Here is a 26141-nt window from a genome sequence, read left to right on the forward strand (position 1 = left end):
GTGTGGGCGGCCCCCGGCCCGCCGGGGTGCCGGCCGGTCGGCACCGCGCGGTGCCGCCAGCCCCCTGGCTGGCGGCACCGGTTCTACACCGAAGGGACGAGGTGTAGACCGCTCGCACGTCTTGACAATTCGTTCCCATGATAAGTGAATAAGTAATCATGGATGAGGCTTACGCTTACGAGCGCGGCGCCGACGTGATCTGGCCGAACATTGACCACCTGATACCGGGGTCCGTTTTCTCGGAACTGTCGGAGGAGGCGGAGGAAAACGACAGGAACGGACGGCTGTCGGATCGCAGTGTGGACATCCTGCGGTCCGCCGGGTATTTCGCCCTGCCGATTCCGACCGAGTTCGGTGGGAGCGGGGCCTCGTTGGCGGAGTGCTGCGCCGTGCAGCGGGCGGTGGGCGCGGCCGATCCGGCGCTGGCGGTCGGCGCGAACATGCACCTGTTCTCGCTGGGCTTCATGGTGGAGCACTGGCGTCGGCACCAGGACGAGTCGGAGCGGCTCCTCCGGGACGTGGCCCGGGACAACCTGGTGATCGGTTCGGCGTTCGCCGAGCCGGGGCTGGGTGGCGCGCTGACCCGGTCCAACTGCCCGGCCCGGCGGGTGGGTGACAGCTGGATCGCCAACGGCGTGAAGGTGCCGTGTTCGCTGGCCGAGCGGAGCGACGTCCTGTGCCTCCAGGTGGTCGACGAGGCCGGTGGGCCGGAGAGCCTGGTGGTGGCGCTGCTGCCGACCCGCAGTCCGGGGGTGTCGATCGACCGGACCTGGGACACCCTGGGGATGCGGGCGTCCGAGTCGGACGCGGTCCGGCTGACCGAGTGCGAGATCACCTCCGACATGGTGATCCACCGCAGTGAGCCGGGGTCGATGGGTGACGCGGTGTTCGCGGCGGGGCTCGGCTGGTTCTGCACCACGGCGACGGCCCTGTACCTGGGTGCGGTCTCCGCGTCGATCGACCAGGCGCGGGCCGCGCTGGCCCGGTCGCCGATCAGCCACCTCGGGGCGTCGCGGGCGGCGCTGCCGTCGTTCCAGGCCGCGCTCGGGGACATCTACGCCGAGGTGCTGCCGTTGGAGGCGGCGTGCGTGGGTCTGGCCCGCCAGCTGGACGAGGACAGGGTGGACCCCCGGACCCTCGCTCCGGCCCTGATGGCGCTCAAGCACCAGTCGGTGGAGATCGCCATCCGCGCGGTCGAGATGGCCTCGGAACTGGTGGGCGTGGCCTCCTACTCGTCGAGCGGGACCGCGTCGCGCCTCATCCGGGACGTGCACGCGGTCCGGTTCCACCCGCCGACGCGGTTCGTGACCCGGCAGGCACTCGGGAGGTGGGCGCTGAACCTGCCGTGGAGCTTCGAGCTGGCTGAGCTCCCGACCGACTAGTGGGCGCGGGCCCGTGCCGGTCGTCGCCGTCCCACCCGGGGTGGACGGCCGCGCCACCCGTTTCCTCCGGGGCAGCGCTGCCGAGGCCAGCGCCTCCGGGGCGGGGTGGTCGGGCCCGCTGCCGCCCCACCCGACCGATGTCGCCCGCCGGTACTCACGCCCTGTCGTCCTGCCCTCGGGTGGGAGGCCGGTGCGTGGGTCCGTCCGCTCTTCCCCGCTTCGGACCAGCCTCCCTACCGCACGGTCCTGCTCCACCCTGGCCCCGGCACGCGATCGCCGAACGGGTCAGCGGGGAGCCGGCGGGCCGTCCGGCCGTTCGACCACCGGAACCGGGGGTTCCCGGCGGTCGCGGCGGCTCGGATCCGGCCGATGACGCGTTCCGGCTTTGCCCACCACCAACCGCTGAGAGAGGACACCATGTCGGAGATGACCGCCGCGGAGGTCGCGGCTCGTCGCAAGGTGATGCAGTGGCTGTTCGGCACGATGGCGACGCAGGTCGTGGGCGTGTCCGCCAGGTTGAACCTGGCGGAGGCCATCGGTGACGAGGAGGCACACGTCGATGACCTGGCCAGGGCCTACGACATCCCGGCGGAGCGGCTGAACAGGCTGCTGCGCGCGTTGGCCGCGCTGGGGCTCTGCGAGGAGCGGTCGCCGGGGAGCTTCGCGCTCAACGACGCGGGCTCCCTGTTGCGCCGGGACACACCCCGGTCGTTGCACTACCTGGTGCTGCTGCTCACCGAGCCGGTCATGCAGGAGGCGTGGCTGAACCTGGGGAAGAGCGTGCGCACCGGGCGGACGGCGTTCGAGGAACTCTTCGGCAAGCCGGTGTTCCAGTACATGGCCGGTGAGCCCGAGCTGTCGCAGTTGTTCAACGCGGCGATGAGCCAGCGCACGAGGTCGGACGGGGTGGCGGGATCGCTGCCGGCGCGCTACGACTTCGCCAGGTTCACCTCGCTGACCGACGTCGGTGGTGGGGACGGCACCCTGCTGGCCTCGGTGCTCGGTGCGCACCCGACGCTCAAGGGTGTCCTCTTCGACACCCCGCAGGGGGTGGCGGAGGCCCAGGCCACCCTCGACGGCGCGGGGCTGGGCGACCGCTGCGCCGTGGTGGGCGGTGACTTCTTCGACTCGGTGCCCCCGGGTTCCGACCTGTACATGATCAAGAGCGTGCTGCACAACTGGGACGACGAGCGCTGCGTGGAGATCCTCCGCCGCATCCGGGCCGGTATCCCGTCGGACGGCCGGCTGCTGATCATCGAGCCGGTGCTCCCCGAGGTCGTCAGCGCGGACACGGTCCGGATCGACGCGGCCGAGGACCCGTACATGAGCGACCTGAACATGATGGTGCTCATCGGCGGTCGGGAACGGACCCGCACCGACTTCGAGTCGTTGTGCGCCGATTCCGGTTTCGCCGTCGAGCGCGTCATCGACCTGCCGGCCGACGTGGACTTCAGCCTGGTGGAGGCCCGTCCGGTCTGACCGCCGGTGTCCGGCCCCGAACCACTGGTCCCGGTGGTTCGGGGCCGTGCCCGCGCGCGGACGGGGGCCGCCGGGCTGGGGGCGGCTGAGCGTGCGGGAACCGCCCCCGGTGGGGGGGTCAGGACAGCACGAGGCGGTCGCCGTCCTGGTCGCGCAGGGCGGTGAACAGCGACCGCAGCGCCGTCCCCGTGCGGTCGATCTCCTCGTCGGTGATGTAGAGGGAGGGCGAGAAGCGGAGGAAGCCGCTGCGCGGTCCGGCTGGCAGCACGCGGATGCGGTGTTCTCGCAGCAGGAAGCCGGCGAGGACGTAGCCGAGGATGCCCTGCGCCGCCTTCTCCCGGATCGCCTCGGAGGTGGCGCCGGTCTGGTCCCGCAGTTCCAGGGACAGCATGAGCCCGGTGCCCCAGACGGCGCTGACAACGTCGGAGTGGTCGGCCCGCACCGCCTCCAGCATGGCGGCCAACCGCCGCCCCCGCTCACGCACCCGCTCGTAGACGCGCCCACCGTCGGCCTCCACCATCTCCAGCACCTTGAGCGCGATGGAGGCGGAGAACCCGTCCTTGGCGAAGGTCGAGCTGTGGATGACCTCCATGGCCGGGAGGAAGCGGTCCTGGCGGATCAGGGCCACCGAGTTCTTGACGATCCCGCCTCCGATGGCCTTGGCCAGCGTGTAGTAGTCGCCTCGGATGCCGAGTGCGGCGCTGGCGAAGAACGCGCCGGTGCGGCCGATGCCGGTCTGCACCTCGTCGACGACCAGGGGGCAGCCGAGGGTGTCCCGGAGCCGCTGGAGTTCCTCGGCCAGTTCCGGTGTCACCGGTTTCATGCCGGCGCCCCCGCGCACGGGTTCGACGAAGATGGCGGCGACGGTGGGGAAGTCACGTTCGACGACCCGCGCGGTGTCCTCCTCGACGGTCAGGGTGAGCACGTGCCGCCGTTCGCCCTCGACGACCCCGCCGATCAGCTCCGGCTCGTCGGCCGGCAGGAAACGTGCCGGTGCGGACAGCGCGGTGAACGGGGTCCGCCAGGGTTCGTTCTGGGTGAGCTGGATGCTGCCGACGAGTTTCCCGTGGAAGGACCCCTCCAGGGTGAGGAACAGCGGCCGTTCGGCGCGGCGTTCGTCGTTGCGGCGGCGGATCTCGGCGATCAGGCCGTCGACGCCGCCCTCGGCAGGCCCACCGACGAGGGCGAGGCTGGTGGTGTCCAGGGTGGCCGTCCCGGTGGTGAGCGCCTCCCGCGCGGCGGCGAGGTCGTCGTCGATCCCGGCGAACAGCGTGGTGATCCGCTGCTGGCGTTCGAGCTCCGCGTGCTTCATGCAGATCTCGTTGGCCTCGGCTCCGCTGTTGGCGAAGAGGGCGGTGTAGTGCTCGTCGCGTCCGGTCTCCCGGCGCAGGATGTCGTTGAGGGTGCGGCTGATCTGGTTGGCGCGGGGCTGTCGGGAGAGCTGGGCGTGGACCACGGTGCCGGCGTCCAGGGCGGCCTTGGCGTGGGCGATGACCTCGGGGTGGTTGTGCCCGAGGATGAGGGACCCGAATCCGCAGGCGTGGTCGAGGACGGGCACCTCCCTGCCCTCGTCGTCGAGGTAGTAGACCGTGTTTCCCTCGGCGCGGACGTACTCGACCCCGAGTCCCATGCTCGTCAGCCAGCGGTTCAGCGCGGCGTCCGCGACGACGGGCTCGCCGGATGGATGAGTCATCACCAACCTCTTTCCTGTGCGGGGAACGTCCGTGCCGCCGGCCGGTGGGGGCGGGGGGCCGGCGCTGGTTCGGGCACCGCGCCGGGTCCACCGCCCGGACCGGGCGGTGTGGCGCGCGGGGAGACTGGTGAACGCCCATTCTCCGCCGTGCCGACGTGTCCATTAGAGTCGTTCTCCGCCACCGGTACAACGGTTCTACATCTCATGGCATAGAACGCTTCTCCCACGACCGCCATATTGTTCGGCCGTGTTTTTCCCTGGAATAGTGGGACGGTGGGAAAATCAGCGGAAATCGCCGGCGCGGGCTTCGCGGGACTGACGGTGGCCACTGAACTCGCTCGCCTGGGGTGGCGGGTCCAGGTGCACGAATCCGCTGATCGGCCCAGAACGTTCGGCGCCGGGATCTTCCTGTGGGACAACGGGCTGCACGTCCTGCGGGAACTCGGTGTCGTCGACCGGGTGCTCGCGGGCTGTCACGAGCCCGTGCTGTGGGAGGAGCGGACGGCCACGGGCGAGCGGATCGGTGTGCGTCCCCTGGCCGCGCGCGGCGGGCTGCGTCTGGTCACCCTGCCCCGTCAGCGCCTGATGGACGCGCTGCTGGCGGCCGCGGGCGCGGCGGGGGTGCGGGTGCGGACGGGGTCCCGCGCGGTGGGCGCGGACCCCGCCGGCGCCCTGGTGACGGCGGGTGGGCGCCGGTGGGAGGCGGACCTGGTGGTGGGCGCCGAGGGCATCCGCTCCACCCTGCGGGCCAGTCTGGGCGTGCCGACCGAGCACGTGGTGTTCTCGGCGGGGGCCTGCCGGTTGCTGGTGCCCCGGGACCGGGCGCCCCGCGCCGGGGAGATGTGGCAGTGCTACCTGAACTTCAGCGATTCCCGGTCGCAGAGGCGGGTGTTGTACGTGCCGTGCGGGAACGACGTCCTGTACCTGCTGCTCGGGGCGGAGCACACCGATCCGGCGCTGCGCCGGCCGCTGGACCCGGCACCGTGGTGCGCCACCTTCCCGCCCCTGCGGTCGCTGTTGTCGGAGCTGCCGGCCACGCCCCGGTTCGACCGGTATGAGGCGCTGCGGTTGACTACCTGGTCGGTGGGTCGGGTGGGGCTGGTGGGGGACGCGGCGCACGCCATGCCTCCCACGCTGGGGCAGGGCGCGGGAACGGCGCTGGCGAACTCGCTGGCGTTGGCGCGTTCGGTGGACGAGACGGGGGACGTCGTGGCGGGGTTGCGCGCGTGGGAGGCGGCGCAGCGGCCGGTGGTGGACCTCACGCTGGAGGAGTCGGTGCGGGGCGTGTCCTTCATGTACCCCGGTCCGGGGGCTCCGGGGCTGGACGGGTGGCCGGGAGAGGCGTTCCGCATCGCCGCGCACCGGGTGCCCCCGCGTCGCGGGGGCTGACGCGGCCGGCGGTGGGGGAAGGGGGATCGGCCCCGGGAGCCGGGCTGGTGGCGCGCGGTGTGCCGGCTGCCGACAGCCGGGGGGCGGTCGGTCGTTCGGCCCCGTCGTGCTCGACCCCGCTGGCGGCGGCCGGAACGCGGCGGACCGGTGGTCGGGGGTGTGGTCCTCCAGGGGGCCGGCGGGGGCTGCCCGTCCACCTCGCTGGTCGGCTCCTGCCCACGCGGGGACCAGCCCGGACGCGGAGCGGCGTCGGGGACGGCATCGGCGGGCGGTGGCGCCGGGACGGGAGGGGCCGTCGGGGAACCGCCGCCCCTCCCTGCCCCGGGGCTACTGGTCCCCGGCGGCCAGGGCCCGCAGCCGCTTCTTGTCCACCTTGCCGATTCCCAGGTAGGGCAGCGCGTCGACGAGCTCGAGGCGCTCCGGGAGCTTGTAGCGGGCCAGGCCGCGGTGGACGAGGAACCGGCGGACGTCGACGAGCGTCGGTGGTGCCCCGTCGGGCACCACGAACAGGCAGACCTCCTCGCCGTAGCGGGGGTGGGGGCCGGCGACGGCCGCCGCCGAGGCGATCGCCGGGTGCTCGGCCGCCATCAGTTCGAGTTCGACCGCCGAGATCTTCTCGCCGCCCCGGTTGATGACGTCCCGGTTGCGTCCCTCCACGACCAGCGAGCCGGAGGGGTGTACCCGGACCAGGTCGCCGGTCCGGTAGAAGCCGTCGGGGGTGAACGTGCTCGCGTTGGCCTCCTCGTCACCGAAGTACCCGGCGACGGTGTAGGGGCCCCGGGTGAGCAGCGCGCCGAGTTCCCCCGGTGCCACCGGGTCGCCGGCGTCGTCGACGACGAGGATCTCGTCGGCCGGGGAGGCCGGCCGCCCCTGGGTGTCGAACACGACGTCGTCGGTGTCGTCGAGGGCCGTGTAGCAGAGCAGCCCCTCGCTCATGCCGTAGCACTGCTGGACCTGGCACCCCAGCACGGCGGGCACCTCCGCCACCTGCCCCCGGCGGGGGCGGGCGCCCCCGACCTGCAGGACACGCAGGCTGGACAGGTCGTGGGTGGTGGCCCGCCCCGCGTCGACCCACCGTTCGACCAGGGCCGGGACGAGGGTGGTGTGGGTGACCCCCTCCCGTTCGACCAGGGCGAAGGCGTGCTCCGGTTCGGTGCTCGCCCCCAGGACGACCCGGCCTCCGGCGCCGAGGGTGCCCAGCACGCCCGGACAGCCCAGGACGAAACCGTGGGTCGCCGGCATGACCGCCAGGTACACCGAGTCCGGGCCGACACCGGCCAGGGCGGGGGTGTGGCGCAGCTGGTAGCCGTAGGCCTCCTGGAGCCGGGGGATGACCTTGGGGGGTCCGGTGGTGCCGCTGGAGAGCAGGCACAACGCCGCCCGGTCGAGGTGGGCCGGGCCGGCGGTGTCCTGGTCCTCCGGGCGCGCCGGGTCGTCCTCGGCGGGCGCGCACAACGCGGCGAGGTCGACGCAGGAGGGGTCGGGCTCGCTGTCGAGCAGCAGCACGGTGCGCAGGCAGGCGTGGTCCTCCCGCAGCTGCTGGGCCATGGCGAGGTAGTCGAACCGGGCGTGCCGGCGGGGGACCGCGATGGCCACCGGGCGGGCCGTGCGGACGACCTTGTCGAGTTCGTAGTGCCGCAGGGCGACCGGCGCCATGATCGGGGTGGCGCCGATGCGGGACAGCGCGAGCGCCAACACGACGAGTTCCGGTTCGTTGGGCAGCTGCACGAGGACCATGTCGCCGGCGCGGACCCCGAGCGCGGTCAGCCGCGCCGCCGTGGTGCGCACGGCCACGCGCAGCTCGCGGCGCGTCAGCCGGCGGTCGCCGGCGACGAGGGCGACCTGCTCGGGTCCGGCGGGGGCGTCGTCGAGCACGATCTCGTCGATGCGGCGCGGGATCCAGTACCCGGCGGAGCGGTACTCGGCCGCCCGGTCCGGCGAGATCCGCACCAGCCCGTCCCCACCGGTGGCGTCCGCGGTGCCGGTGGCCGGGGCCCCACCGCCGTTGACCGCGGGGGCGGCGTGGTCGTCCCCGGCCGCGGGGGTGGCGCGGGCGCCCTCGATGCGCGCGCTGAGCTCACCCAGGGTGTAGTCGTGCGCGTCCCACAGGTCGACGACGACGCCGTAGTCGCGGCCGAGCCGGGCCTCCAGCTCGACGGTCTCGGTGGAGTCGAGCGCGAGGTGAGCGCGCAACCGCAGGTCGGGTGCGATCTCCTGCTCCTCGACACCGAGTTCGGTCAGAATCCTTCGCAGTTCTTCCACGACGTCGTCCTCACCGCGCAGCAGGAATTGTCCGGCACCTGATCAAGGTATTGCCGAAGGCTCCCCGGAGGAATCCGACTCTGGTCGTAGAACCTCCAGTACCAACGGCCAGTAGCCATGTCACGCACGGGCCCGGAGGATCGAAATCGCGGGCCCAGGTGAATTGACCGACCGCGTGTGCGGAACGCGGCGACGGCGGTTCCCGGAACTACGGAGAAGTGACGGCGGTATGCCAGCAGACCGGTACATGGTTCCCTATCCTTCGCGCGGCACTGTGCTCGGCGACACGGAGCTCGGTGCCGTGAGCGAGGCGCTGCGGTCAGAACTGACTCTGTCCGCCGGCGGCTATCGCGAGGCCTTCGAGCGGCGGTTCGCCGAGATGGTGGGCTGTCGGCACGCGGTGTCGGTCACCAGCGGCACCGTGGCGGTGCAACTGGGCATCGCGCTGCTCGGCCTGCGTCCCGGAGACGAGGTGATCGCGACCCCCCAGACGTACAAGGCCACGGTGCAGCCCCTGTTGGACGCGCCGGTGACGGTGCGGTTCTGCGACGTGGACCCGCACACCCTCAACGCCGACCCCGCGAGCGTCGAGGCCCTGATCACCGACCGGACCCGGGCGATCCTGCTGGTGCACTACGGCGGGCTGGTCGCGGACATGAACGAGATCATGCGCATCGCCCGCCGGCACGACCTCCTCGTCCTGGAGGACTGCGCGCACGCCCTGGGCAGCGTCTACCACGGGCGGCGACCCGGCACGCTCGCCGACATCGGTTGCTTCAGCTTCCACTCCAGCAAGAACATCACCACGCTCGGCGAGGGCGGCATGGTGACAGTCGACCGGGACGACTGGGCGGAGCGGCTGGACCTGATGCGCTCCAACGAGTCCGACAGCGTGTACGCCGACGCCCCCAGGCTCATCGGTGACCGCAGGACCGCCTCGGCGTGGATGCTGCACCCCGGCAACGCCTTCACGCACGACTGCGTGGAGATCCGGCACCCGGGGACGAACGCGACGTTGTGCGAACCCGGTGCGGCGATGGGTTTGGCCCAGTTGGACCGGCTCGACTCCTTGATCGCTCGCCGGCGGGCCATCGCGGCGAAGATCAACGCCGTTCTCGACCGCTACTCGTTCGCACGCCCCATCCAGGAGCCGCCCGGTGTGGTGAGCGCCTACCACCTCTACACGTTCCTGCTCGAGACCGAGGACGACCAGGCGCGCGACGCCGTGGTCGACAGCCTCGACCAGCGGGGGGTGGAGATGCGGCTGCGGTACTTCCCGCTGCACCTGCTGCCCGAGTGGCGGGCCAGGGGGCACGAGTTGGGTGAGTGCCCGGTCGTCGAACGCCTGTGGTTCGAGCGGCAGATCAACCTGCCCTGCCAGCCGAGCCTGTCCGACGCGCAGGTCTCCCACCTGCTCGACGTGTTGGACCGGACGTTGGCCGAGGCGGAGAACGGCATCCGCGCGTTGGCGCGGACTTGACGCCCACCGGGCAGGAAGGCGCTGAGCAGTGAGTGAGCAGACCGAGTACGACGTCGTCGTGATCGGCGGTGGCCCGGTGGGGCTGTCCTGCGGCTGGCAGGCCGCGGCGCGGGGCAGCCGCACCCTGGTGTTGGACCGCGTCGGGTTCTTCAACGAGCGGTTGGGGACCAGCGGGGCGGAGCGGCACTGGCGGCTCCAGTACACCCAGGAGGACCTGTTCCAGCTGACGCTGGCCGCGCTGCCGCAGTGGCGCCGGTTGGAGGACCTCGCCGAGCGGACGCTGATCCACGAGATCGGCAGCCTGTGGTTCGGGGACGTCGAGGTCGAGACCAACGAGGGTCAGATCGCGGGCACCGCGCGCATGATGGACAAACTCGGCGTGGGCTACGACTGGCTGACGGCCCGCGAGATCGAGGGCCGGTTCGGGTTCACCAACCTGCCCGAGCACTTCGAGGGTTTCCTCCAGCCCCAGGGCGGCACGATCGACGTGCGCGGCACCATCGCGGCGCTCTACGGCCTGGCGCAGGAGGAGGGCTGCGACCTGCGCGGCGGGGAGCGGGTGCTGGACCTGGTCCCGGACGCCGACGGGGTGAGCCTGCGCACCGACCGGGGCCGGTACCGGGCGTCGAAGGTGGTGCTGGCCAACGGGGCGCACGCCAACGACCTCCTCGCGCCGTTGGGCGCCTCGATCGACATCCGGCTCTACGAGATGGCGCTGGTGACGATGCGGCGGCGCTCGGAGGACGTGGACTTCCCGTTCTGGTTCGTCTTCCAGCAGCCCACGCCCGAGGACACGAACCTGTTCTACGGGTTCGGCCGGAACCCGTGGTCGCCCAGCGAACTGGTCCGGCTGGGCCCGGTGTTCGAGGTCGACGCGTTGGAACACGCGGACCTGGCCACCAACACGCCCAACCCCCGGCACATCAGCCGCATCGGCGACTTCGTCGGCCGGCACCTGCCGGCGCTCGACCCGGAACCGGTGCGCACCGGCACCTGCCTGGCGGTGCTGCCCGGCGACCCGGGACGCCAGTTCTACCTCGGCACCGCCGAGGGCCTGGTCGACCACGGTGAGCACCTGGTGCTCTACAGCGCCGGCTGGGGGTTCAAGTTCGTGCCCCTGCTCGGCCAGATCTGCGTCGACCTGGCGTTGGACGGCCGGACCGGGCACGACATCTCCCGTCTCAGCCCCACCGCCCCCCAGGAGGAGTCCCAGTGACCGGTCATGACAGCGTCGAGTCGTCCGCGGGGAGCGTCGCCGTCGTCGGCATGGCGGGCCGGTTCCCCGGAGCCCCGGACCTGGACGTCTTCTGGCGCAACCTGCGCGGGGGTGTGGAGTCGGTCGCCCCGCTCAGCGACGAGGAGCTGTTGGCCGAGGGCGTGCCCCGCGAGGTGTTCTCCCGTCCCGAGTACGTCCGGGCCGCCTCGGTGTTGGACGGGGTGGACCTGTTCGACGCGTCGTTCTTCAACGTCAACGCGCGGGAGGCGGCGCTGCTCGACCCCCAGCAGCGGTTGTTCCTGGAGACGGTGTGGCACGCGTTGGAGAACGCCGGCCGCGGCCCCGGGACCGACAGCGACGTCGGGGTCTTCGGCGGCGCGGGCATGTCGGCGTACCTGATGTCGAACCTGCTGGGTGGCAGCAGGATCGTGATGAGCCCGACCGTGTTCGAACTCCAGATCCACAACGACAAGGACTACCTGGCCAGCCGCACCGCGTACCTGCTCGGGTTGAACGGGCCGGCCGTGTCGGTGCAGACCGCGTGTTCCAGTTCGCTGGTGGCGGTGCACCAGGCGGTGCGGGCCCTGGTGAGCGGGGACTGCGGCACCGCCGTGGCCGGTGGTGTGTGCGTGCGGGTGCCGCACCGGGTTGGTTACCTCTACGAGGAGGGGCTGATCTACTCGCCGGACGGCCACTGCCGCCCCTTCGACGCCGACGCCAGGGGAACCGTGTTCGGCAACGGTGTCGGTGCCGTGGTGCTGCGCCGGCTGGACGACGCGCTCGCCGACGGCGACGACGTGCTGGCCGTGGTCCGGGCGACGGCGGTCAACAACGACGGCAACGACAAGGTCGGCTACACGGCGCCGTCGGTGGCCGGGCAGCAGCGGTTGATCGCCAGCGCCCTGGCCGCCAGCCAGGTCGAGGCGCACACGATCACCGCGATGGAGGCGCACGGCACGGGCACCCAGGTGGGCGACCCGATCGAGATCAGCGCGTTGAGCCGGGCGTTCGGCGAGCACACCACCAAGACCGGGTTCTGCGCGTTGGGGTCGGTGAAGGCGAACATCGGGCACCTGGAGTCGGCCGCGGGTGTCGCGAGCCTGATCAAGGCGGTGCTCCAGCTGCGGCACCGGGAACTGGTCGGTGACCCGCACTTCCGCAGCCCCAACCCCCGGATCGACTTCGGGCAGACCCCGTTCTTCGTCAACACCGAGCTGAGCGAGTGGCGCAACGGCACGCACCCCCGGCGGATCGGGGTCAGCTCCTTCGGGATCGGTGGCACCAACGCCCACGCCATCCTGGAGGAGGCGCCGCCGCGCCGGCCCTCGCCGGAGCCGGTGCGGCGTCCGCAGGTCGTGCTGCTGTCGGCGAAGTCGCCGCAGGCGCTGGACCAGGTCACCGCCGACCTCGCCGACCACCTCGAGGCCGAGCGGGACACCGCCGACGCGGCCCGGCTGGCCGACGTGGCCTCCACGACGCGGCTGGGCCGGGGGTCGCTGCGGTTCCGGCGGGCGCTGGTGGCCGACGAGGTGGGCACGGCCGTCGACCTGCTGCGCGGGTCTAACCCGTCGCGGGTGGCCAGTGCGGTGGCCCGCCCGGCCGAGCCCAAGGTGGTCTTCCTCTTCCCCGGGCAGGGCACCCAGCACCCGGGGATGGGGCGTGGCCTGTACGAGGCGGAGCCGGTGTTCCGGGCCGCCGTGGACGAGTGCGCCGAGATCCTGCGGCCGCTGTTGGACGTCGACGTCCGCACCGCGCTGTACGAGGTGGAGGACGGTGACGAGGCGGCGGCCGCCGCCGTGGAGCAGACCGGCCTGGCCCAGCCGGCGTTGTTCGTCACCGAGTACGCCCTGGCCCGGCAGCTGCTGAGCTGGGGGGTCACGCCGGACGCGATGGTGGGGCACAGCCTGGGCGAGTTCGTCGCGGCCTGCCTGGCCGGGGTGATGGACCTCGGTGACGCGCTGCGGCTGGTCGCCTCGCGTGGCCGGTTGATGCAGGACCTGCCCGGTGGGGACATGCTCTCCGTGGGGCTGCCCGAGGAGGAGCTGCGGGAGCTGCTGCCGGCCGGGTTGTCGGTGGCCGCCGTCAACGGGCCGGCGCTGTGCGTGGTCTCGGGGCCCGGCGAGGTGGTCGCGGAGTTCCGGGAGTCCCTGGAGGGCCGGGAGATCAGCACCCGGCTGCTGCGGACCTCGCACGCCTTCCACTCGGCGATGGTCGACCCGGTGGTGCCCACCTTCACCGACCAGGTGCGGGAGGTGCCGCTGCGGGCGCCGGAACTGCCGATCAGGTCCACGGTGACCGGTGGGTGGCTGGAGGCCGAGGGGGCCACCGACCACGGCTACTGGGGCACCCACATGCGGGAGCCGGTGCGCTTCGGCCAGGCGGTGCGGGAGGCGGTGGCCGACCTCGGGCAGTGCGTCCTCGTCGAGGTGGGCCCGGGCAACACCTTGGGCACCCTGGCCCGGCAGGCGGTCGACCCGGCGGCGGTGTCCGTCGTCAGCGGGATGCGGCGCGCCGACCAGGACGGGTCGGACGTGGAGGTGCTGCTCTCCGCGCTGGCCGGGCTGTGGCTCGCCGGGGTCGAGGTGGACTGGACGCGGTCGGAGCCGGCGCGGGGGCGGGTGGCGCTGCCCGGGTACCCGTTCCAGCGGCAGCGCTACTGGGTGGAGCCCCGGGGCGGGGGTGCGAGCGGGGACCTGGTCATCGACACCCCCTCCGCCGGTGAGGACACCGAGGGGGACGCCACGGCCGGCGGCGGCCGACCGGCGCACCTGCTCACCACCTACGTGGCGCCCCGGGACGACGCGGAGCGGACCCTGGTGGAGCTGTGGGAGGAGTTCTTCGGGTTCTCCCCGATCGGTGTGCACGACAACTTCTTCGAACTCGGCGGGCACTCGCTGCTGGCCACCCAGATCCTCAACCGGCTGGGGTCGCGGCTGGGCCACTCGGTGGCCCCCAGCCAGCTGCTGTCCCGGCCGAGCGTGGCCGGGCTCGCCGAGCTGCTGGCCGAGCAGGAGGACAGCGACGCGCCGGCGCTGAAGCTCCCGGTGCTGGTGCCCGACCCCGAACGCCGGCACCAGCCGTTCCCGCTGAACGAGATGCAGCAGGCGCAGTGGATCGGTCGGCTCGGCAGTTTCGACATGGGCGGTGTGGCGCCGCACCTGTACCTGGAGTTCGACAGCGACACCCTCGACCCGGCCCGGTTGGAACGTGCCTGGCGGCAGGTGGTGCGCCGGCACGAGATGCTGCGGATCGTCGTGCTGGCCGACGGCAGGCAACGCATCCTCGACGACGTCCCCGACTACCAGTTCGAGGAACTGGACCTGCGGGGGGTGGACCCGGAGGAGGCCCAGGCGCTGCTCGCCGAGGTGTCCGACCGGATGTCCACCGAGGTCCGCCCCGCCGACACCTGGCCGCTGTGGGAGGTGCGGGTGTCGAGATTGGGTGACGGGCGGCTGCGCACCCACATCAGCTTCGACCTGTTGTGCGCCGACGTGGCCAGCTTCTTCTACCAGATCCTGCCGGCGTGGCGGGAGTTCCACGAGAACCCCGAGCTGTCCTCGGAGCCCCCGGAGCTGTCCTTCCGGGACTACGTGTTGGCCGAGGAGGCACTGCACGACTCGCCGCTGTACGAGCGGTCCCTGGAGTACTGGCGGGAACGGGTGGCGCAGTTGCCGCCCGCCCCGGAGCTGCCCACGGTCGTCGCCCCCGGGGAGCTGGTCACGCCGGAGTTCGTGCGCCGGCACGGCAGCCTGGACCCCCGGGTGTGGGCTGGCATCAAGGAACGCGCCGGTGAGCACGGCGTCACCCCCTCCAGCGTGCTGCTGGCCGCCTACGCGGCGGCGGTGGGCCGGTGGAGCAAGAGCCAGCACTTCACGTTGAACTTCACGGCGGTCAACCGGCTGCCGTTCCACCCCGACGTCGACACCACGGTCGGGGAGTTCGCCTCCTTCGAGTTGTTGGAGGTGGACGTCCGCGGGCTGGGCACCTTCGCCGAACTGGTGACGCAGGTGCAGCGGCGCAGCTGGGAGGACTTCGAACACCGCTACGTCAGCGGGGTCCGCATCCTGCGGGAGCTCAACCGGCTGCGGCGGGACACCACCGGTGGCCTGATGCCGATCGTGTTCACCAGTGCGCTGTCCACCGAGACCGACCCGGCGTCGGTGCCCTCGCCGCTGGACTGGCTGGGCGAGCAGGCCGGGTTCATCTCCCAGACCCCGCAGGTCACCATCGACCACTTCGTGTTGGAGCTGGGTGGCCGCCTGGAGCTGGCCTGGCACGCCGTCGACGAACTGTTCCCCGACGGGATGATGGCCGAGATGTTCGAGGCCTACCAGGAACTGCTGGTGAGCCTCGCGACCCGGGAGGGCTGGGACCGGCCCCCGCTGGTCGCGCTGCCCGCCGAGCAGCTGCGGGCCAGGGTCCAGGCCAACGACACGGCAGGCCCGGTCCCCGAGGGGCTGCTCGCCGACCGGGTGCTGGCCGCCGGCCGCGACCCGGTGACCGCCGATCGCCCCGCGGTGGTGGCCGGCGACCGGGTGCTCACCCACGCCGAGCTCGCCGCCCGCGCCGGGGACCTCGCCGGGCGGCTGGTCGAGGCCGGCCACGGCAGGGGCACCGTGGTGGGCATCGGTCTGGGCAAGGGGTGGCGGCAGGTCGTCGCCGCCGTCGGCGCCTCCGCCGCCGGGTGCACCTACGTGCCGGTCGACCCGGAGCTCCCGGAGTCCCGGCGCCGCTGGCTCGTCGACCACGCGGGCGTCCAGTGCCTGCTGGTGGACGGCGCCGGCGACACCACCTGGCCCGAGGACGTCCCGACGCTGGTGGTCCCCGACGGCTCCACCGCCCCGCCGGCCGAGGCCACCGCCTGGCGGTGCCTGGGCGAGCCGGGCGACATCGCCTACGTCATCTACACCTCGGGGTCGACGGGCACGCCGAAGGGGGTGGCCGTCACCCACACCGCCGCGTTGAACACGCTGGTGGACGTCCAGGAACGGTTCGGGCTGACCGAGACCGACGCGGTGCTCGGTCTGTCCTCACTGAGCTTCGACCTCTCCGTCTTCGACGTCTTCGGGGTCCTCGGCGCCGGGGCCGCGCTGGTGCTGCCCGAACCGGAGGCGCGGCGGGACCCGGCACGGTGGGTGGACCTGCTGCGGGAACACCACGTCACGGTGTGGAACTCGGTGCCGGCACTGTTCGAGATGCTGGTGACCTACCTGGAGAACGGGCGGGAGGAGGACTCCGGGGTCGCGTTGCGCCTGGCGATGCTCAGCGGCGACTGGATCCCGGTGAGCCTGCCCGACCGGGCCCGCGCCCAGACGCCGGGCCTGCGGGTGGTCAGCCTCGGTGGTGCCACGGAGGCGGCGATCTGGTCCATCCACTTCCCCGTCGAGGAGGTCCCGGAGGAGTGGACCTCGATCCCCTACGGCTACCCGCTGCGGAACCAGTCCTTCCACGTGCTCAACGACCGGATGGAACCGGCTCCGGTGTGGACGACGGGGCACCTGTACATCGGCGGCGTGGGCCTGGCGTCCTGCTACTGGAACGACGAGCAGCGCACGGCCGAGTCGTTCGTCACCCATCCCACCACCGGTGAACGCCTCTACCGCACCGGGGACCTGGGCCGGTACCTGCCGGGCGGGCTGATCGAGTTCCTCGGTCGGGAGGACTTCCAGGTCAAGATCGGCGGGTTCCGGGTGGAGCTCGGTGAGGTGGAGCACGCGATCGAACGGCACCCGAAGGTCGCCAACGCGGTGGCGGCGGCCCTGGGTTCGCGGACGCAGCAGCGGCTGGTGGCCTACGTGGTGCCGGCCGAACCCGCCGAGGACCTGGTGGAGTCGGTGCGGGACCACCTGGCGGGGACGGTCCCCAACTACCTGGTGCCGGCCGACATCGTGGTCCTCGACGCACTCCCGCTCAGCGCCAACGGCAAGGTCGACCGGGCCGCGCTGCCCGCGCCGGACCGCGTCGGGCACGCCGGCGGTGGCGACGGGATCGTCGACGAACGGTTGGCCGGCACCCTGGAGCGGCTGCTCGCCCTGGCCGCGGAGAGCCTTTCGGTGGAGGCGGCGGGCGCCGAGGACAACTTCTTCTCCCTCGGTGGCGACTCGATCATGGGCATCCAGTTCGTCAGCCGCGCCGCCGCGGAGGGACTCCAGGTCGGCCCGCAGGACCTCTTCGAGAGCGACACCTTCCTCGACCTGGCCCGGCGGGTCACCGCGACCTCGGGGCAGGAGGCCGACGGCACCGTCGCGCCGTTCACGCCGCACCAGGCCGCCCTGGTCGCCGGGGGAGCCGTCGACTGGATCACGGTCGAGGCGGCCGGCTCCGACCTCGACCCGGCGCTGGCCGAACGCGCCCTGCGGGAGATTGCCGAGCGCCACGCCGCGCTGCGGCTGCGGTCGGGGACCCGGGACGACGGGACACCAGGTCAGTACGACGGCGGCTCCCCCGGGGACGGCCTGTTCTCCGAGATCGACCTCAGCGGCCTGCCCGAGGACGCCTGCGCCGACGCGCTCGCCGAGATCGTCACGGAGATGTCGGAGGAGGTGGGCCTGGCGGAGCGGGAACCGGTGAAGCTGGCCGTGGTCCGCGCCGGTGCCGACGACGTCCGGCTGCTGTGGTTGGCGGCCGGTGCCGCCCTCGACGACACCTCGTGGCGGCTGCTGCTCACCGAGTTCGGCCGGGCCTACCAGCAGCTGGCCGAGCGGGGTTCGATCGACTGGACCGGGATGCCGGAAAGCGTCCTGGGCTGGGTCGCCACCCAGGAGGGCGCGGCACCGCCGCCGGCGGTGGAGGCGGTGGCCTTCACCGGGGAACTCCGCACCGTGCTCGACGCCGAGGCCACCACGGCTTTCGCCGAGGCCGCGTTCGGCGCCTACCACCTGGAGCTGGGCGAGGCCGTGGCCGCCGCGCTGACCGTGGCCGCCCGGGCCTGGCCGGGGCGGGAACCGGCCGTGACGGTGGAGCGGTCGCTGCGGACCGCCACCACCGACGACGCGCTGGGCCGGTTCACCGAGGTGACCACGCTGGACGTGGCGGCCGAGGCCGTGGCGGACGTGCTGACCGGGGTAAAGCAGGCCTACCGGGACGCGGTCCGGCCGGCGCCGGACCGGCCGCGCGTGCACCTGCGGGACCTGCGCGCCGGCGACTGGCGTCCCACCAGCGGGCCGCTGTCCCCGGCCGGGCTGTCCTCGCCCTCGTCCACCGCGACCACCCCCGGCGTGCTCGCCGAGGTCGGCGCCGCGGTCGTCGGCGGCGAACTGGTGCTGCGGTGGCGGCACACCACCGACGCGGCCGAGGCCGCCGCCGTCGCGCAGGCGTTCACCGAGGCGGTCGAGGCCATCACCGAGCACTGCCGACAGGCGGGTTCCGGCAGCTACGAGCCGTCGGACTTCCCCCTGGCCGGGGTCGACCCCGACGAGCTCAGCGCCCTGCTGTCCACCCTTGAGGAGTAAGGCCGGTCCATGAGCCAGTTGAAGAAGGGCATCGAGGATGTCTACGAACTCACCCCGATCCAGCAGGGCCTGCTGTTCGAACAGCTCGCCAACGGCGACGCCGGCGTCTACATCGAGCAGCTGCTGCTGACCTTCGACGGAACGCTGCACCCCGAGGAGTTCCAACGCGCGTGGCAGATGGTCGTCGACCGCCACCCGATCCTGCGGACCTCCTTCCACTGGCGGCCGGAGGGCCTGCCGCTGCAGGTGGTGCACCAGCACGCCGAGCTGCCGTTGGAGGTCCTGGACTGGCGGCACATCCCCGTCGCCGAGCAGAAGGACAGGATCACCGAGTGGCTGGACCGGGAACGCGTCGAGGGGTTCGACGTGACCAAGGCCCCGGTCATGCGGCTCAGCGTCATCCACAGCGAACCCGAGACCTGGATCTTCGCCTGGCGGCTGTCGCACCTGTTGATGGACGGCTGGTCGTTCGGGTTGGCGGTCAGCGACTTCATCGACTGCTACCGGGCGCTGTGCCTGGGGTACGAGCCCGAGCGGCGGCCGATGCGCCCCTACCGCGACTACGTCGCCTGGTGGAGCCAGCGGGACCCGGAGGGCAGCCTGCCGTTCTGGCGCTCGGAGCTGGCCGGGTTCACCCCGCCGGAGCCGCTGCGGATGGGCGGCACTCCCCCGGCTCCCGGCGAACCCAGCCACGGGTTCGTGGAACTGAGCATGGCCGAGCTGGAGGCCGGGCTGCGCGACCTGGGCAGGACGAACCAGCTGACGCTGAACACCCTCGTCCAGGGGGCCTGGCTGGTGGTGTTGTCGCACCACTACGGGACGACCGACGTCGCCTGCGGTTTCACCATGGCCCACCGGCCGGCGGAGCTGCGGGGCAGTGAGAACATCCTCGGCCCGCTGATCTCCACGATGCCGGTGCGGGAACGGCTCGAACCGACCCGGGCCGCGCTGTCGTGGCTGCGGGACTTCCAGATCCACATCACGGCGGTGCGGGAGAACACCAGCAGCCCGCTTTTCGAGGTGCAGCGGGTGCTGAACCTGCCGTTGGACGTGCCGCTGCTGGAGAGCAGCGTGTCCTACGAGAACATGCCCATGCCCGACTTCGCTCTCGCCGAGACCGGGATGAAGCTCACCGAGATGCGGTACGACGGGCGGCCGCACTACCCGATCACCATGGTGATCATGCCGGGTGAGGGCATGCCGCTGCGGGTGATCTACGACCGGAGCCGGTTCTCCCCCGAGGCGGCGCACCGGTTCTGCGACCACCTGCGGACCGTCCTCACCCGGCTCGTGGAGTCCCCGGAGCTGACGGTGGGCGAACTGCTGCCGGCCGAGGCCGTCTCCCCGCTGCCCGGTGCCACCGGGGAGACGCCGTCCCCGCTGGACGAGCGGCCCCTGCACGCCACGTTCTCCGACCTGGCCGCCGCCAACCCCGACGCCGAGGCCGTGGTCTTCGGGGACCGCCGTCTCACCTACGGTCAGCTGGCCGCGCACAGCGACGCGATCGCCGAGGAACTCCTCGAGCGGGGGGTGGCGCCCGGGGACCGGGTGGGCCTGTGCCTGGAACGGTCCGACGCCCTGGTCGCGGCGATGGTCGGGGTGTTCAAGGCGGGAGCCGCCTACGTCCCCCTCGACCCCGAGTACCCGGCGGAGCGGCTGCTGTCGATGATCGACGACGCCGGGATCAGCGCCCTGGTCCGGGGGCCGGACCTCGCCGAGCGGACCGAGGGCTTCGACGGGCCCGTGCTCACGCTGGGCGACGAGCTGCCCGCCGCCCCCACCGGCCGGTCGCTGCCCGAGGTGGCCGCCGACTCCCCCGCCTACGTGCTGTACACCTCGGGCTCCACCGGTCTCCCGAAGGCCGTCGTGGTGACCCACCGCAACGCGCAGAGCCTGCTGGCCGCCGGGCGGGAGCTGTTCGGGTTCGACGCGGGTGACACGTGGACCTTCAGCCACTCCTTCTCCTTCGACTACTCGGTGTGGGAGATCTGGGGGGCCTTGGGCAACGGCGGGCGGCTGGTGGTCGTTCCCGCGTGGACGGTCCGCTCCCCCGACGAGTTCCACGCCCTCCTCCGGTCGGAGGCGGTCACGGTGTGCAGCCAGACCCCGATCCTGTTCGAGCACTTCGCCGCGGCGGACGAGGCGGCGAGCCCGGTCGACGGGGGCCCCGCGCCGGCGCTCCGGCACATCTTCATCGGCGGCGACCGGCTGCACGCGGCGACGGTGCGGCCGTGGTTGGCCCGGCACGGCGACGACACGCCCCAGCTGCACAACCTCTACGGGGTGACGGAGGCGGCGGTCGTCTCGACCTGCCACCGCCTGACCTCGGAGAACGTCAGCACCGACGCGCCGCTGCCCATCGGTCGCGCCCTGCCCAACCAACGGGCGTACCTGCTGGACGAGCGGGGCCGCCCGGTGCCTCCCGGGTCCCGGGGCGAGCTGTGCCTGGCCGGTCCGGCCGTCGCCGCCGGCTACCACGCGCGGGAGGAGCTGACGGCCCGCCGGTTCGAGGTCGAGCCGGTGGCGCCCGGTGAGCGGATGTACCGCACCGGGGACCAGGCCAGGGCGCTGCCCGACGGCACGCTGGAGTACCTGGGCCGGGACGACTCGCAGGTCAAGGTCCGGGGCTACCGGGTCGAACTGGGTGAGATCGAGGCCGTGCTCCGCACGCACCCGTCGGTGGCCTCGGCGGTGGCCGTCGCCCGGGCGGACGCCGGCGGGGAACGGATCCTGTGCTACGGCGTGCCGCACGCCGAGCGTGCCCCCGAGTCCGAGGTGCGGGACTTCGCGGCCCGCCGGTTGCCGGCGCACATGGTGCCCACGGCGTTCGGTTGGTTGGACGCGTTGCCCACCACGGTGGGCGGGAAGATCGACGTGCGCGCGCTGCCCGAGCTGGAGGCACCGGCCGGCGGGGATCGCGGGGAGGCACCCCGCACCGACCTGGAGCGGGAGCTGGCGGAGGTCCTCTCCGGCCTGGTGTCGTTGCCGGCGGTGGGCCGGCGGGAGGAGTTCGCCGACCTCGGCCTGCACTCGGCGCACATGATGCGGCTGATGACGACGCTGCGTTCGCGGTGGAAGGTGTCCGTACCGCTGCGGGAGCTGTACGTGTCCAACACCCTGGCGGACCTGGCCAGGCTCGTGGAGGGGGAGCGGGCGTGAGCGCACCGACGGTGACCACGGGCGCCGGGGCGCCGCCGCCGCTCACCCGGCTCTCCCCCGAGGACGAGGCGTGGCGGGCCCACGTGCGGGCCTTCGCCGAGGAGCACATCGCCCCGTTGTCCGACCGGATGGACCGGGAGGCCACCCTCGACCCGGGCCTGCGGGAGAAGCTGTTCTCCGCCGGGCTGATGGCGGTGGAGGCCCCGGCCCGCTACGGGGGTCGCGGTGGCTCGCTGTTCCAGGTGGTGTTGACGATCGAGGAGGTCGCGCGGGTCGACCCCGGCGTGGCCGTGGGTGTCGACGTGCAGAACGCCCTGGTCGTGGCGACCCTGCTCCGGCAGGGCACGGGCGACCAGAAGCGGCGGCGGTTGCCGCTGCTGGCCACCCGTCAGGTGGGGGCCTTCGCGTTGTCCGAGGAGAACGCCGGGTCGGACGCCTTCGCGGGCACGACCACGGCGGTGCCCACCTCGGACGGCGGCTACCGCATCGACGGGCGGAAGCGGTGGACGAGCAACGCCGGCCAGGCCGACGTGTTCCTGGTGTTCGCCAGGGCCGAGGGCCACGGTTCCTCCGCCTTCCTGGTGGACCGGACGGCGGAGGGGGTGAGCGTCGACCCGCGCACCGAGCAGATGGGGGTGCGGGCGGCGGCCACCGCGGACCTGGTGCTCTCCGGCGTGCGGGTCCGCCGCCAGGACTGCGTGGGCGGGCTGGGCGGTGGCGAGGGGGTGGCGATCGGCGCGCTCGACATCGGCCGGATCGGCATCGCCGCGCAGATGGTGGGGCTGGCCCAGGGCGCCCTGGACGAGGCCGTGGCCTACAGCAGGACGCGCGAGCAGTTCGGGCAGCCGATCGGCTCCTACCAGGGGGTGCGGTTCACCCTGGCCGACATCGCCACCGAGATCGCCGCGGCACGCGCCCTGCTCTACGACGTGACCAGGACGGTGGCGGCGGGCACCGACATCGCCGAGCGCCTCCGGCTGACGGCGATGGCCAAGTACTTCGCCTCCCAGGTGGCCGAGCGGGCCGCCTCCCGGGCGTTGGAGGTGCTCGGCGGCAACGGCTTCACCCGGGAGTACCCGCTGGAGCGGTTCTACCGGGACGTCAAGGCGGGCAAGATCTACGAGGGGACGTCGAACATGTTGCTCCGGAGCATCGCGGGGTCGCTGTGACCACCCGGTTGTACTGCCTGGCGCACGCCGGCGGGGACGCGCGGATGTTCAGGTCGTGGTCGGAGCCGCTGGCCCCGGCGGTGGAGGTGCGCCCGGTGCAGTTGCCGGGGCGCGGGGACCGGCTCCGGGATCCGCTGGTGGACGACCTGTCGGCCGTGGTGGACGACGTGTTGTCCTCGGTGGACACCGACCGGCCCTACGCGCTGTTCGGGCACAGCCTGGGCGCGATCCTCGCGTTCGAGGCCGCGGGCGGGCTGCGGGAGGCAGGACTGCCCGGCCCCCGGTGCCTGTTCGTCTCCGGGCACCGGGCCCCGCACCTGCCGTTGCGGGAGGCGGTGATCCACCACCTGCCCGACGACCAGTTCGTGGAGCGGCTGCGGGAGCTCAACGGTACCCCGCCCGTGGTGTTGGAGAGCCCGGCGTTCCTCCGGGTCCTGCTGCCGGTGCTGCGGGCGGATTTCACCATTTCGGAGACCTACCGCTACCGGGACCGCCCGCCGCTGGACTGCCCGGTCGTCGCGCTGGGCGGGCGGGAGGACCCCGACGTCGACGAGGCGGAGCTGGCGGAGTGGCGGCACCACACCAACGGGCCGTGTCGCAGGACGATGTTCCCGGGTGGGCACTTCTTCCTGTCCTCGGAGCGGGAGGCGGTGCTGTCGGTGGTGGCGGCCGAGTTGGACCCGGTGACCTCACCGGAACGGTCGTCCCCCTGAGCGGGGACGGCGACGGAGTCCGGTGGATGTTCCGGCTCGGGGGTCCACCGGCCTCCCCCTGGACGCGCCGACGCCCCGGCGCGAAACACCGACGTCCGTCGGCGGTTCCCGGGCTGTGACCGCCGGCGGGCGTCCGGTGACGTGGGCGGGCGGCCCACCGTCCCGACCGGGTCGGGTGGCCGCCGGGGAGTGAGTGGGCGCTCGTCCGGAGAGGACGGGAACGGTCCGAGGAACGGGAGGGAGGATGCCGGGAGCGGGAGTGGCCGTGCCCGGGGGTGGACGACGACGTTGTCGTCCGGTCAACACCGAGGTGGCCTCCTCGGCGCCCCGGGGGGCGGGTGATCGGAGGCGGGGGAAGACGAACCGCCGGGGGTGGCCGGTGCCGGGTTGTCCGGGAGGGAGGTCCTCCCACCGCGGACAACCGGTCCTCAGGAGGGTGAGGAACTCGGCCCAGCCGCCCGGCCCGCCGGCGTCAGAGCGAGCAGGACCGCGTGCAGGACCGCACCGGGCCGTTGCCGGTGCTCTCGGGTACCAGCCCGTGGTGCATGGCGATCACCACGGCCTCGGTTCTGTCGGCTGCTCCGAGCTTGTGGTAGATCATGTGCAGGTGCGCCTTGACCGTCTGCTCGGTGATGTGCAGGGACCGTCCGATGCGGCGGTTGGAGGAGCCCTGCATGAGGAGGTCGAGGACCTGCTGCTGGCGTCGGGTCAGTTGGAGTTTGCGTCCGTGCGGCGCCTCCTGCGGTGACTCCCCCGCGTCCCGGTCCGTGGTGGGAGCGGGTCGCGGATGCCCCGGTTGGGGCGCCCGCTCGGCGGGGTCCCGCCGGGCTCCCTCCGGTTGGCGGTAGTCGCGGGGCGTGGGCAGGCTGCTTCGTGCTTGACGGGCGAAGTCCCCGAGTTCCTGTAATCGGGCGAGCACTTCGTGGATCACCGCGAGGGCGGACTGGACACCGTCCTCGTCTCGTCGTTCGAGCGCTGGTTCTCGTCGCTCGGACACTGGCATGACATTCGTACGGTCGATCACCGGGTGAGCCGCCCTCCTGTGTGGTTGGGACACTTGACGAGCGTTCCGGCCTTCCAGACGTGGGTCACGGAGTCCGGTCGGGCCAGGACGGAGATGTCCTTGAGCGGGTCGGAGGCCAACGCGATCACGTCGGCGTCGTATCCCGTCGCCAGCTGCCCGGACAGCGGTGCCTGCGGACCGAGCGTGGCGGGGGCGTCCGCCGTGCCGGCGGCGATCGCCTGGAGCGGGCTCAGGCCCGCGGCCACCAGGTAACCGAACTCCTCCCCGTTGTGGCCCCAGCCGAACGGTGTCTCGGGCATGCTGGTGCCCAGGTCGGTTCCCAGGGCGATGCGGACTCCGGCGCGGTGCGCGAGGGACATCGCGGCCCGGTGCCGTTCCTGGAGTTCGTGCAGCTTCCGGCGGGCGGCGGGCGACACCTGGTCGGCCCGGGTGAGGATCGCCTCGTAGATGGTTCGGGTGGGCACCAGGATCGCGCCGCACTCCCGCATCGCGGCGGCGACCTCCTCGTCGACGTCGGTGCCGTGTTCGATGGTGCGGCAGCCCGCCCGCAGTGCCGCCATGATCCCGGCCCTGCCGTGGCAGTGCGCGGCGACGACGCGGTCGGACCTGGCGGCCTCCTCGACGATCGCCCGGAGCTCCGCGTCGCTGAACTGCTGGTGGGCGGGGTGGTCGAGTTCGCTGAGGACGCCGCCCGAGGCGCAGACCTTGATGACCCTGGCTCCGAGCCTCAGTTGGAGCCGGGTGGCGCGCAGGCACTCGGCGACACCGTCGGCGACCTGGAGCATCCCGTTCCGCCGTTGCGGGTCCACCACCCAGGAGTGGGGCAGGCCGTGCGCGTCGGAGTGCCCTCCCGTGGGGCTGATCACGCTGCCGGCCGGGTAGACGGTCGGTCCGGGCACGGTGCCCTCGTCGATGACCCTGGCCAGGTAGACGCCGTAGCCGCCGACCTCCCGGACGCTGGTGAACCCGGCGTCGAGGGCGAGCCGGGCGTCGCGCACCGAACGGGCGACGGCGACTTCGGCCTGGTTCAACATCAGTTGTTCGGTGCCGACCGGGCCACGGAGGCCGGTGAAATGGGTGTGGCAGTCCCAGAGTCCGGGCATGACGACGTCCACTTCGTGGATCTCGTCATCGGGATTCGGAGGTGGCGCGGCCTCGGCGGAGCCGGAATAGCCAATCCGGTCCCCCTCGAACAGCACGACGCCGTTCGGAACGGGTTCGCCTCGCCCTGGAATCAGTAGACCCGCGTGGATGCGGTACACGACAAATCCTTCACCTCAGGCCCCCCGTTGACCATCACTAAACACGATGATATGGTTCCTGATTAAACTGGGATACCCCCGGATCCTCGATCGAATATAACCCAACCGTGACCGTGCGGCAAGGGTCCATGACTGTCGGTCAGTCACCCTGTCCACTCCCTGTCCGGTTCACAGCGGAAATGTCCTGGCCGCTTACCTGAATTTCACATCTCGCGAGGCGCGCCCCGGAGTCGACCGCGAACCACTTCGGGTGGGCATTCACAGTCTGTCACAACATGCCGAGAAGCGGACCGCCGCCTCGTCCCGAGCCGACGGGCACGAAACGACACGATCACGACCAGATCGCGCGCGCATCTCGCAGGCGGGGAACGGAAGGGAAGCACCCGATTCGCACCGGCCCACCCGCCGCCATCCGCCCCGGCCCGGCGACGGCCCGCTCGCACCCCCTCCCGCCGACAGCCC

Annotated in this window: 13 protein-coding genes; 9 read left to right on the forward strand and 4 right to left on the reverse strand. The window is 72.5% G+C overall.

The annotated features are described in order from the left end of the window. The first annotated feature begins 158 nt into the window (after positions 1–158). Together ACTIDRAF_RS0200285 and ACTIDRAF_RS0200290 are read left to right on the forward strand one after the other, a co-directional pair. Positions 159–1382, forward strand: a complete 1224-nt coding sequence (locus tag ACTIDRAF_RS0200285) for an acyl-CoA dehydrogenase family protein (RefSeq protein WP_052168643.1) — start codon at positions 159–161, stop codon at positions 1380–1382. A gap of 426 nt (positions 1383–1808) precedes the next feature. Then, positions 1809–2861 (forward strand): methyltransferase, encoded by a 1053-nt coding sequence (locus tag ACTIDRAF_RS0200290; protein ID WP_211215230.1) that lies wholly within the window; start codon positions 1809–1811, stop codon positions 2859–2861. 118 nt (positions 2862–2979) lie between these two features. Here ACTIDRAF_RS0200290 and ACTIDRAF_RS0200295 read toward each other — a convergent pair whose 3' ends face one another. Further along, positions 2980–4554, reverse strand: coding sequence for an aspartate aminotransferase family protein (locus ACTIDRAF_RS0200295; RefSeq protein WP_016696700.1), 1575 nt, complete (start codon positions 4552–4554; stop codon positions 2980–2982). 273 nt (positions 4555–4827) lie between these two features. On the opposite strand from ACTIDRAF_RS0200295, the gene ACTIDRAF_RS26470 reads away from it, so the two are divergent. Beyond that, complete coding sequence (locus ACTIDRAF_RS26470) at positions 4828–5943, forward strand: FAD-dependent oxidoreductase (RefSeq protein ID WP_157162761.1); 1116 nt, start codon at positions 4828–4830, stop codon at positions 5941–5943. A gap of 327 nt (positions 5944–6270) precedes the next feature. Here ACTIDRAF_RS26470 and ACTIDRAF_RS0200305 read toward each other — a convergent pair whose 3' ends face one another. Further along, on the reverse strand, positions 6271–8205 hold the full coding sequence (locus tag ACTIDRAF_RS0200305) for an AMP-binding protein (protein WP_016696702.1): 1935 nt from the start codon (positions 8203–8205) through the stop codon (positions 6271–6273). Positions 8206–8452: 247 nt separating this feature from the next. Here ACTIDRAF_RS0200305 and ACTIDRAF_RS0200310 point away from each other — a divergent pair, with 247 nt between their 5' ends. From ACTIDRAF_RS0200310 to ACTIDRAF_RS0200335, 6 genes are read left to right on the forward strand one after another with little or no spacing between them, the layout of a single operon-like run. Then, complete coding sequence (locus tag ACTIDRAF_RS0200310; protein WP_026065613.1) at positions 8453–9685, forward strand: DegT/DnrJ/EryC1/StrS family aminotransferase; 1233 nt, start codon at positions 8453–8455, stop codon at positions 9683–9685. A gap of 28 nt (positions 9686–9713) precedes the next feature. Beyond that, the gene (locus ACTIDRAF_RS0200315) at positions 9714–10901 is read left to right on the forward strand and encodes an FAD-dependent oxidoreductase (protein ID WP_016696704.1); all 1188 of its coding nucleotides are present in this window, start codon (positions 9714–9716) and stop codon (positions 10899–10901) included. After that, entirely contained in the window at positions 10898–18352 is a 7455-nt protein-coding gene (locus ACTIDRAF_RS0200320; RefSeq protein ID WP_016696705.1) for a hybrid non-ribosomal peptide synthetase/type I polyketide synthase, read from the forward strand. The genes ACTIDRAF_RS0200315 and ACTIDRAF_RS0200320 overlap by 4 nt, the downstream gene beginning before the upstream one ends. Positions 18353–18361: 9 nt before the next feature. Continuing rightward, positions 18362–21511: a non-ribosomal peptide synthetase gene (locus ACTIDRAF_RS0200325; RefSeq protein ID WP_016696706.1), complete on the forward strand. Its 3150-nt coding sequence runs from the start codon at positions 18362–18364 to the stop codon at positions 21509–21511. Next, positions 21508–22680, forward strand: coding sequence for an acyl-CoA dehydrogenase family protein (locus ACTIDRAF_RS0200330; RefSeq protein ID WP_016696707.1), 1173 nt, complete (start codon positions 21508–21510; stop codon positions 22678–22680). The genes ACTIDRAF_RS0200325 and ACTIDRAF_RS0200330 overlap by 4 nt, the downstream gene beginning before the upstream one ends. After that, entirely contained in the window at positions 22677–23393 is a 717-nt protein-coding gene (locus tag ACTIDRAF_RS0200335) for a thioesterase II family protein (protein ID WP_016696708.1), read from the forward strand. The genes ACTIDRAF_RS0200330 and ACTIDRAF_RS0200335 overlap by 4 nt, the downstream gene beginning before the upstream one ends. A 472-nt stretch (positions 23394–23865) precedes the next feature. Here the strand turns inward: ACTIDRAF_RS0200335 and ACTIDRAF_RS26475 are convergent, their stop codons facing one another. Next, a complete protein-coding gene (locus tag ACTIDRAF_RS26475) occupies positions 23866–24396 on the reverse strand; it encodes a helix-turn-helix transcriptional regulator (RefSeq protein WP_016696709.1) in 531 nt (176 codons plus the stop codon). A 17-nt stretch (positions 24397–24413) separates the two neighbouring features. Then, the gene (locus ACTIDRAF_RS0200345; RefSeq protein ID WP_245533392.1) at positions 24414–25520 is read right to left on the reverse strand and encodes a metal-dependent hydrolase family protein; all 1107 of its coding nucleotides are present in this window, start codon (positions 25518–25520) and stop codon (positions 24414–24416) included. Positions 25521–26141 lie beyond the last annotated feature (621 nt).

It is taken from the genome of Actinoalloteichus spitiensis RMV-1378, assembly GCF_000239155.1.
GTDB lineage: Bacteria > Actinomycetota > Actinomycetes > Mycobacteriales > Pseudonocardiaceae > Actinoalloteichus_B > Actinoalloteichus_B spitiensis.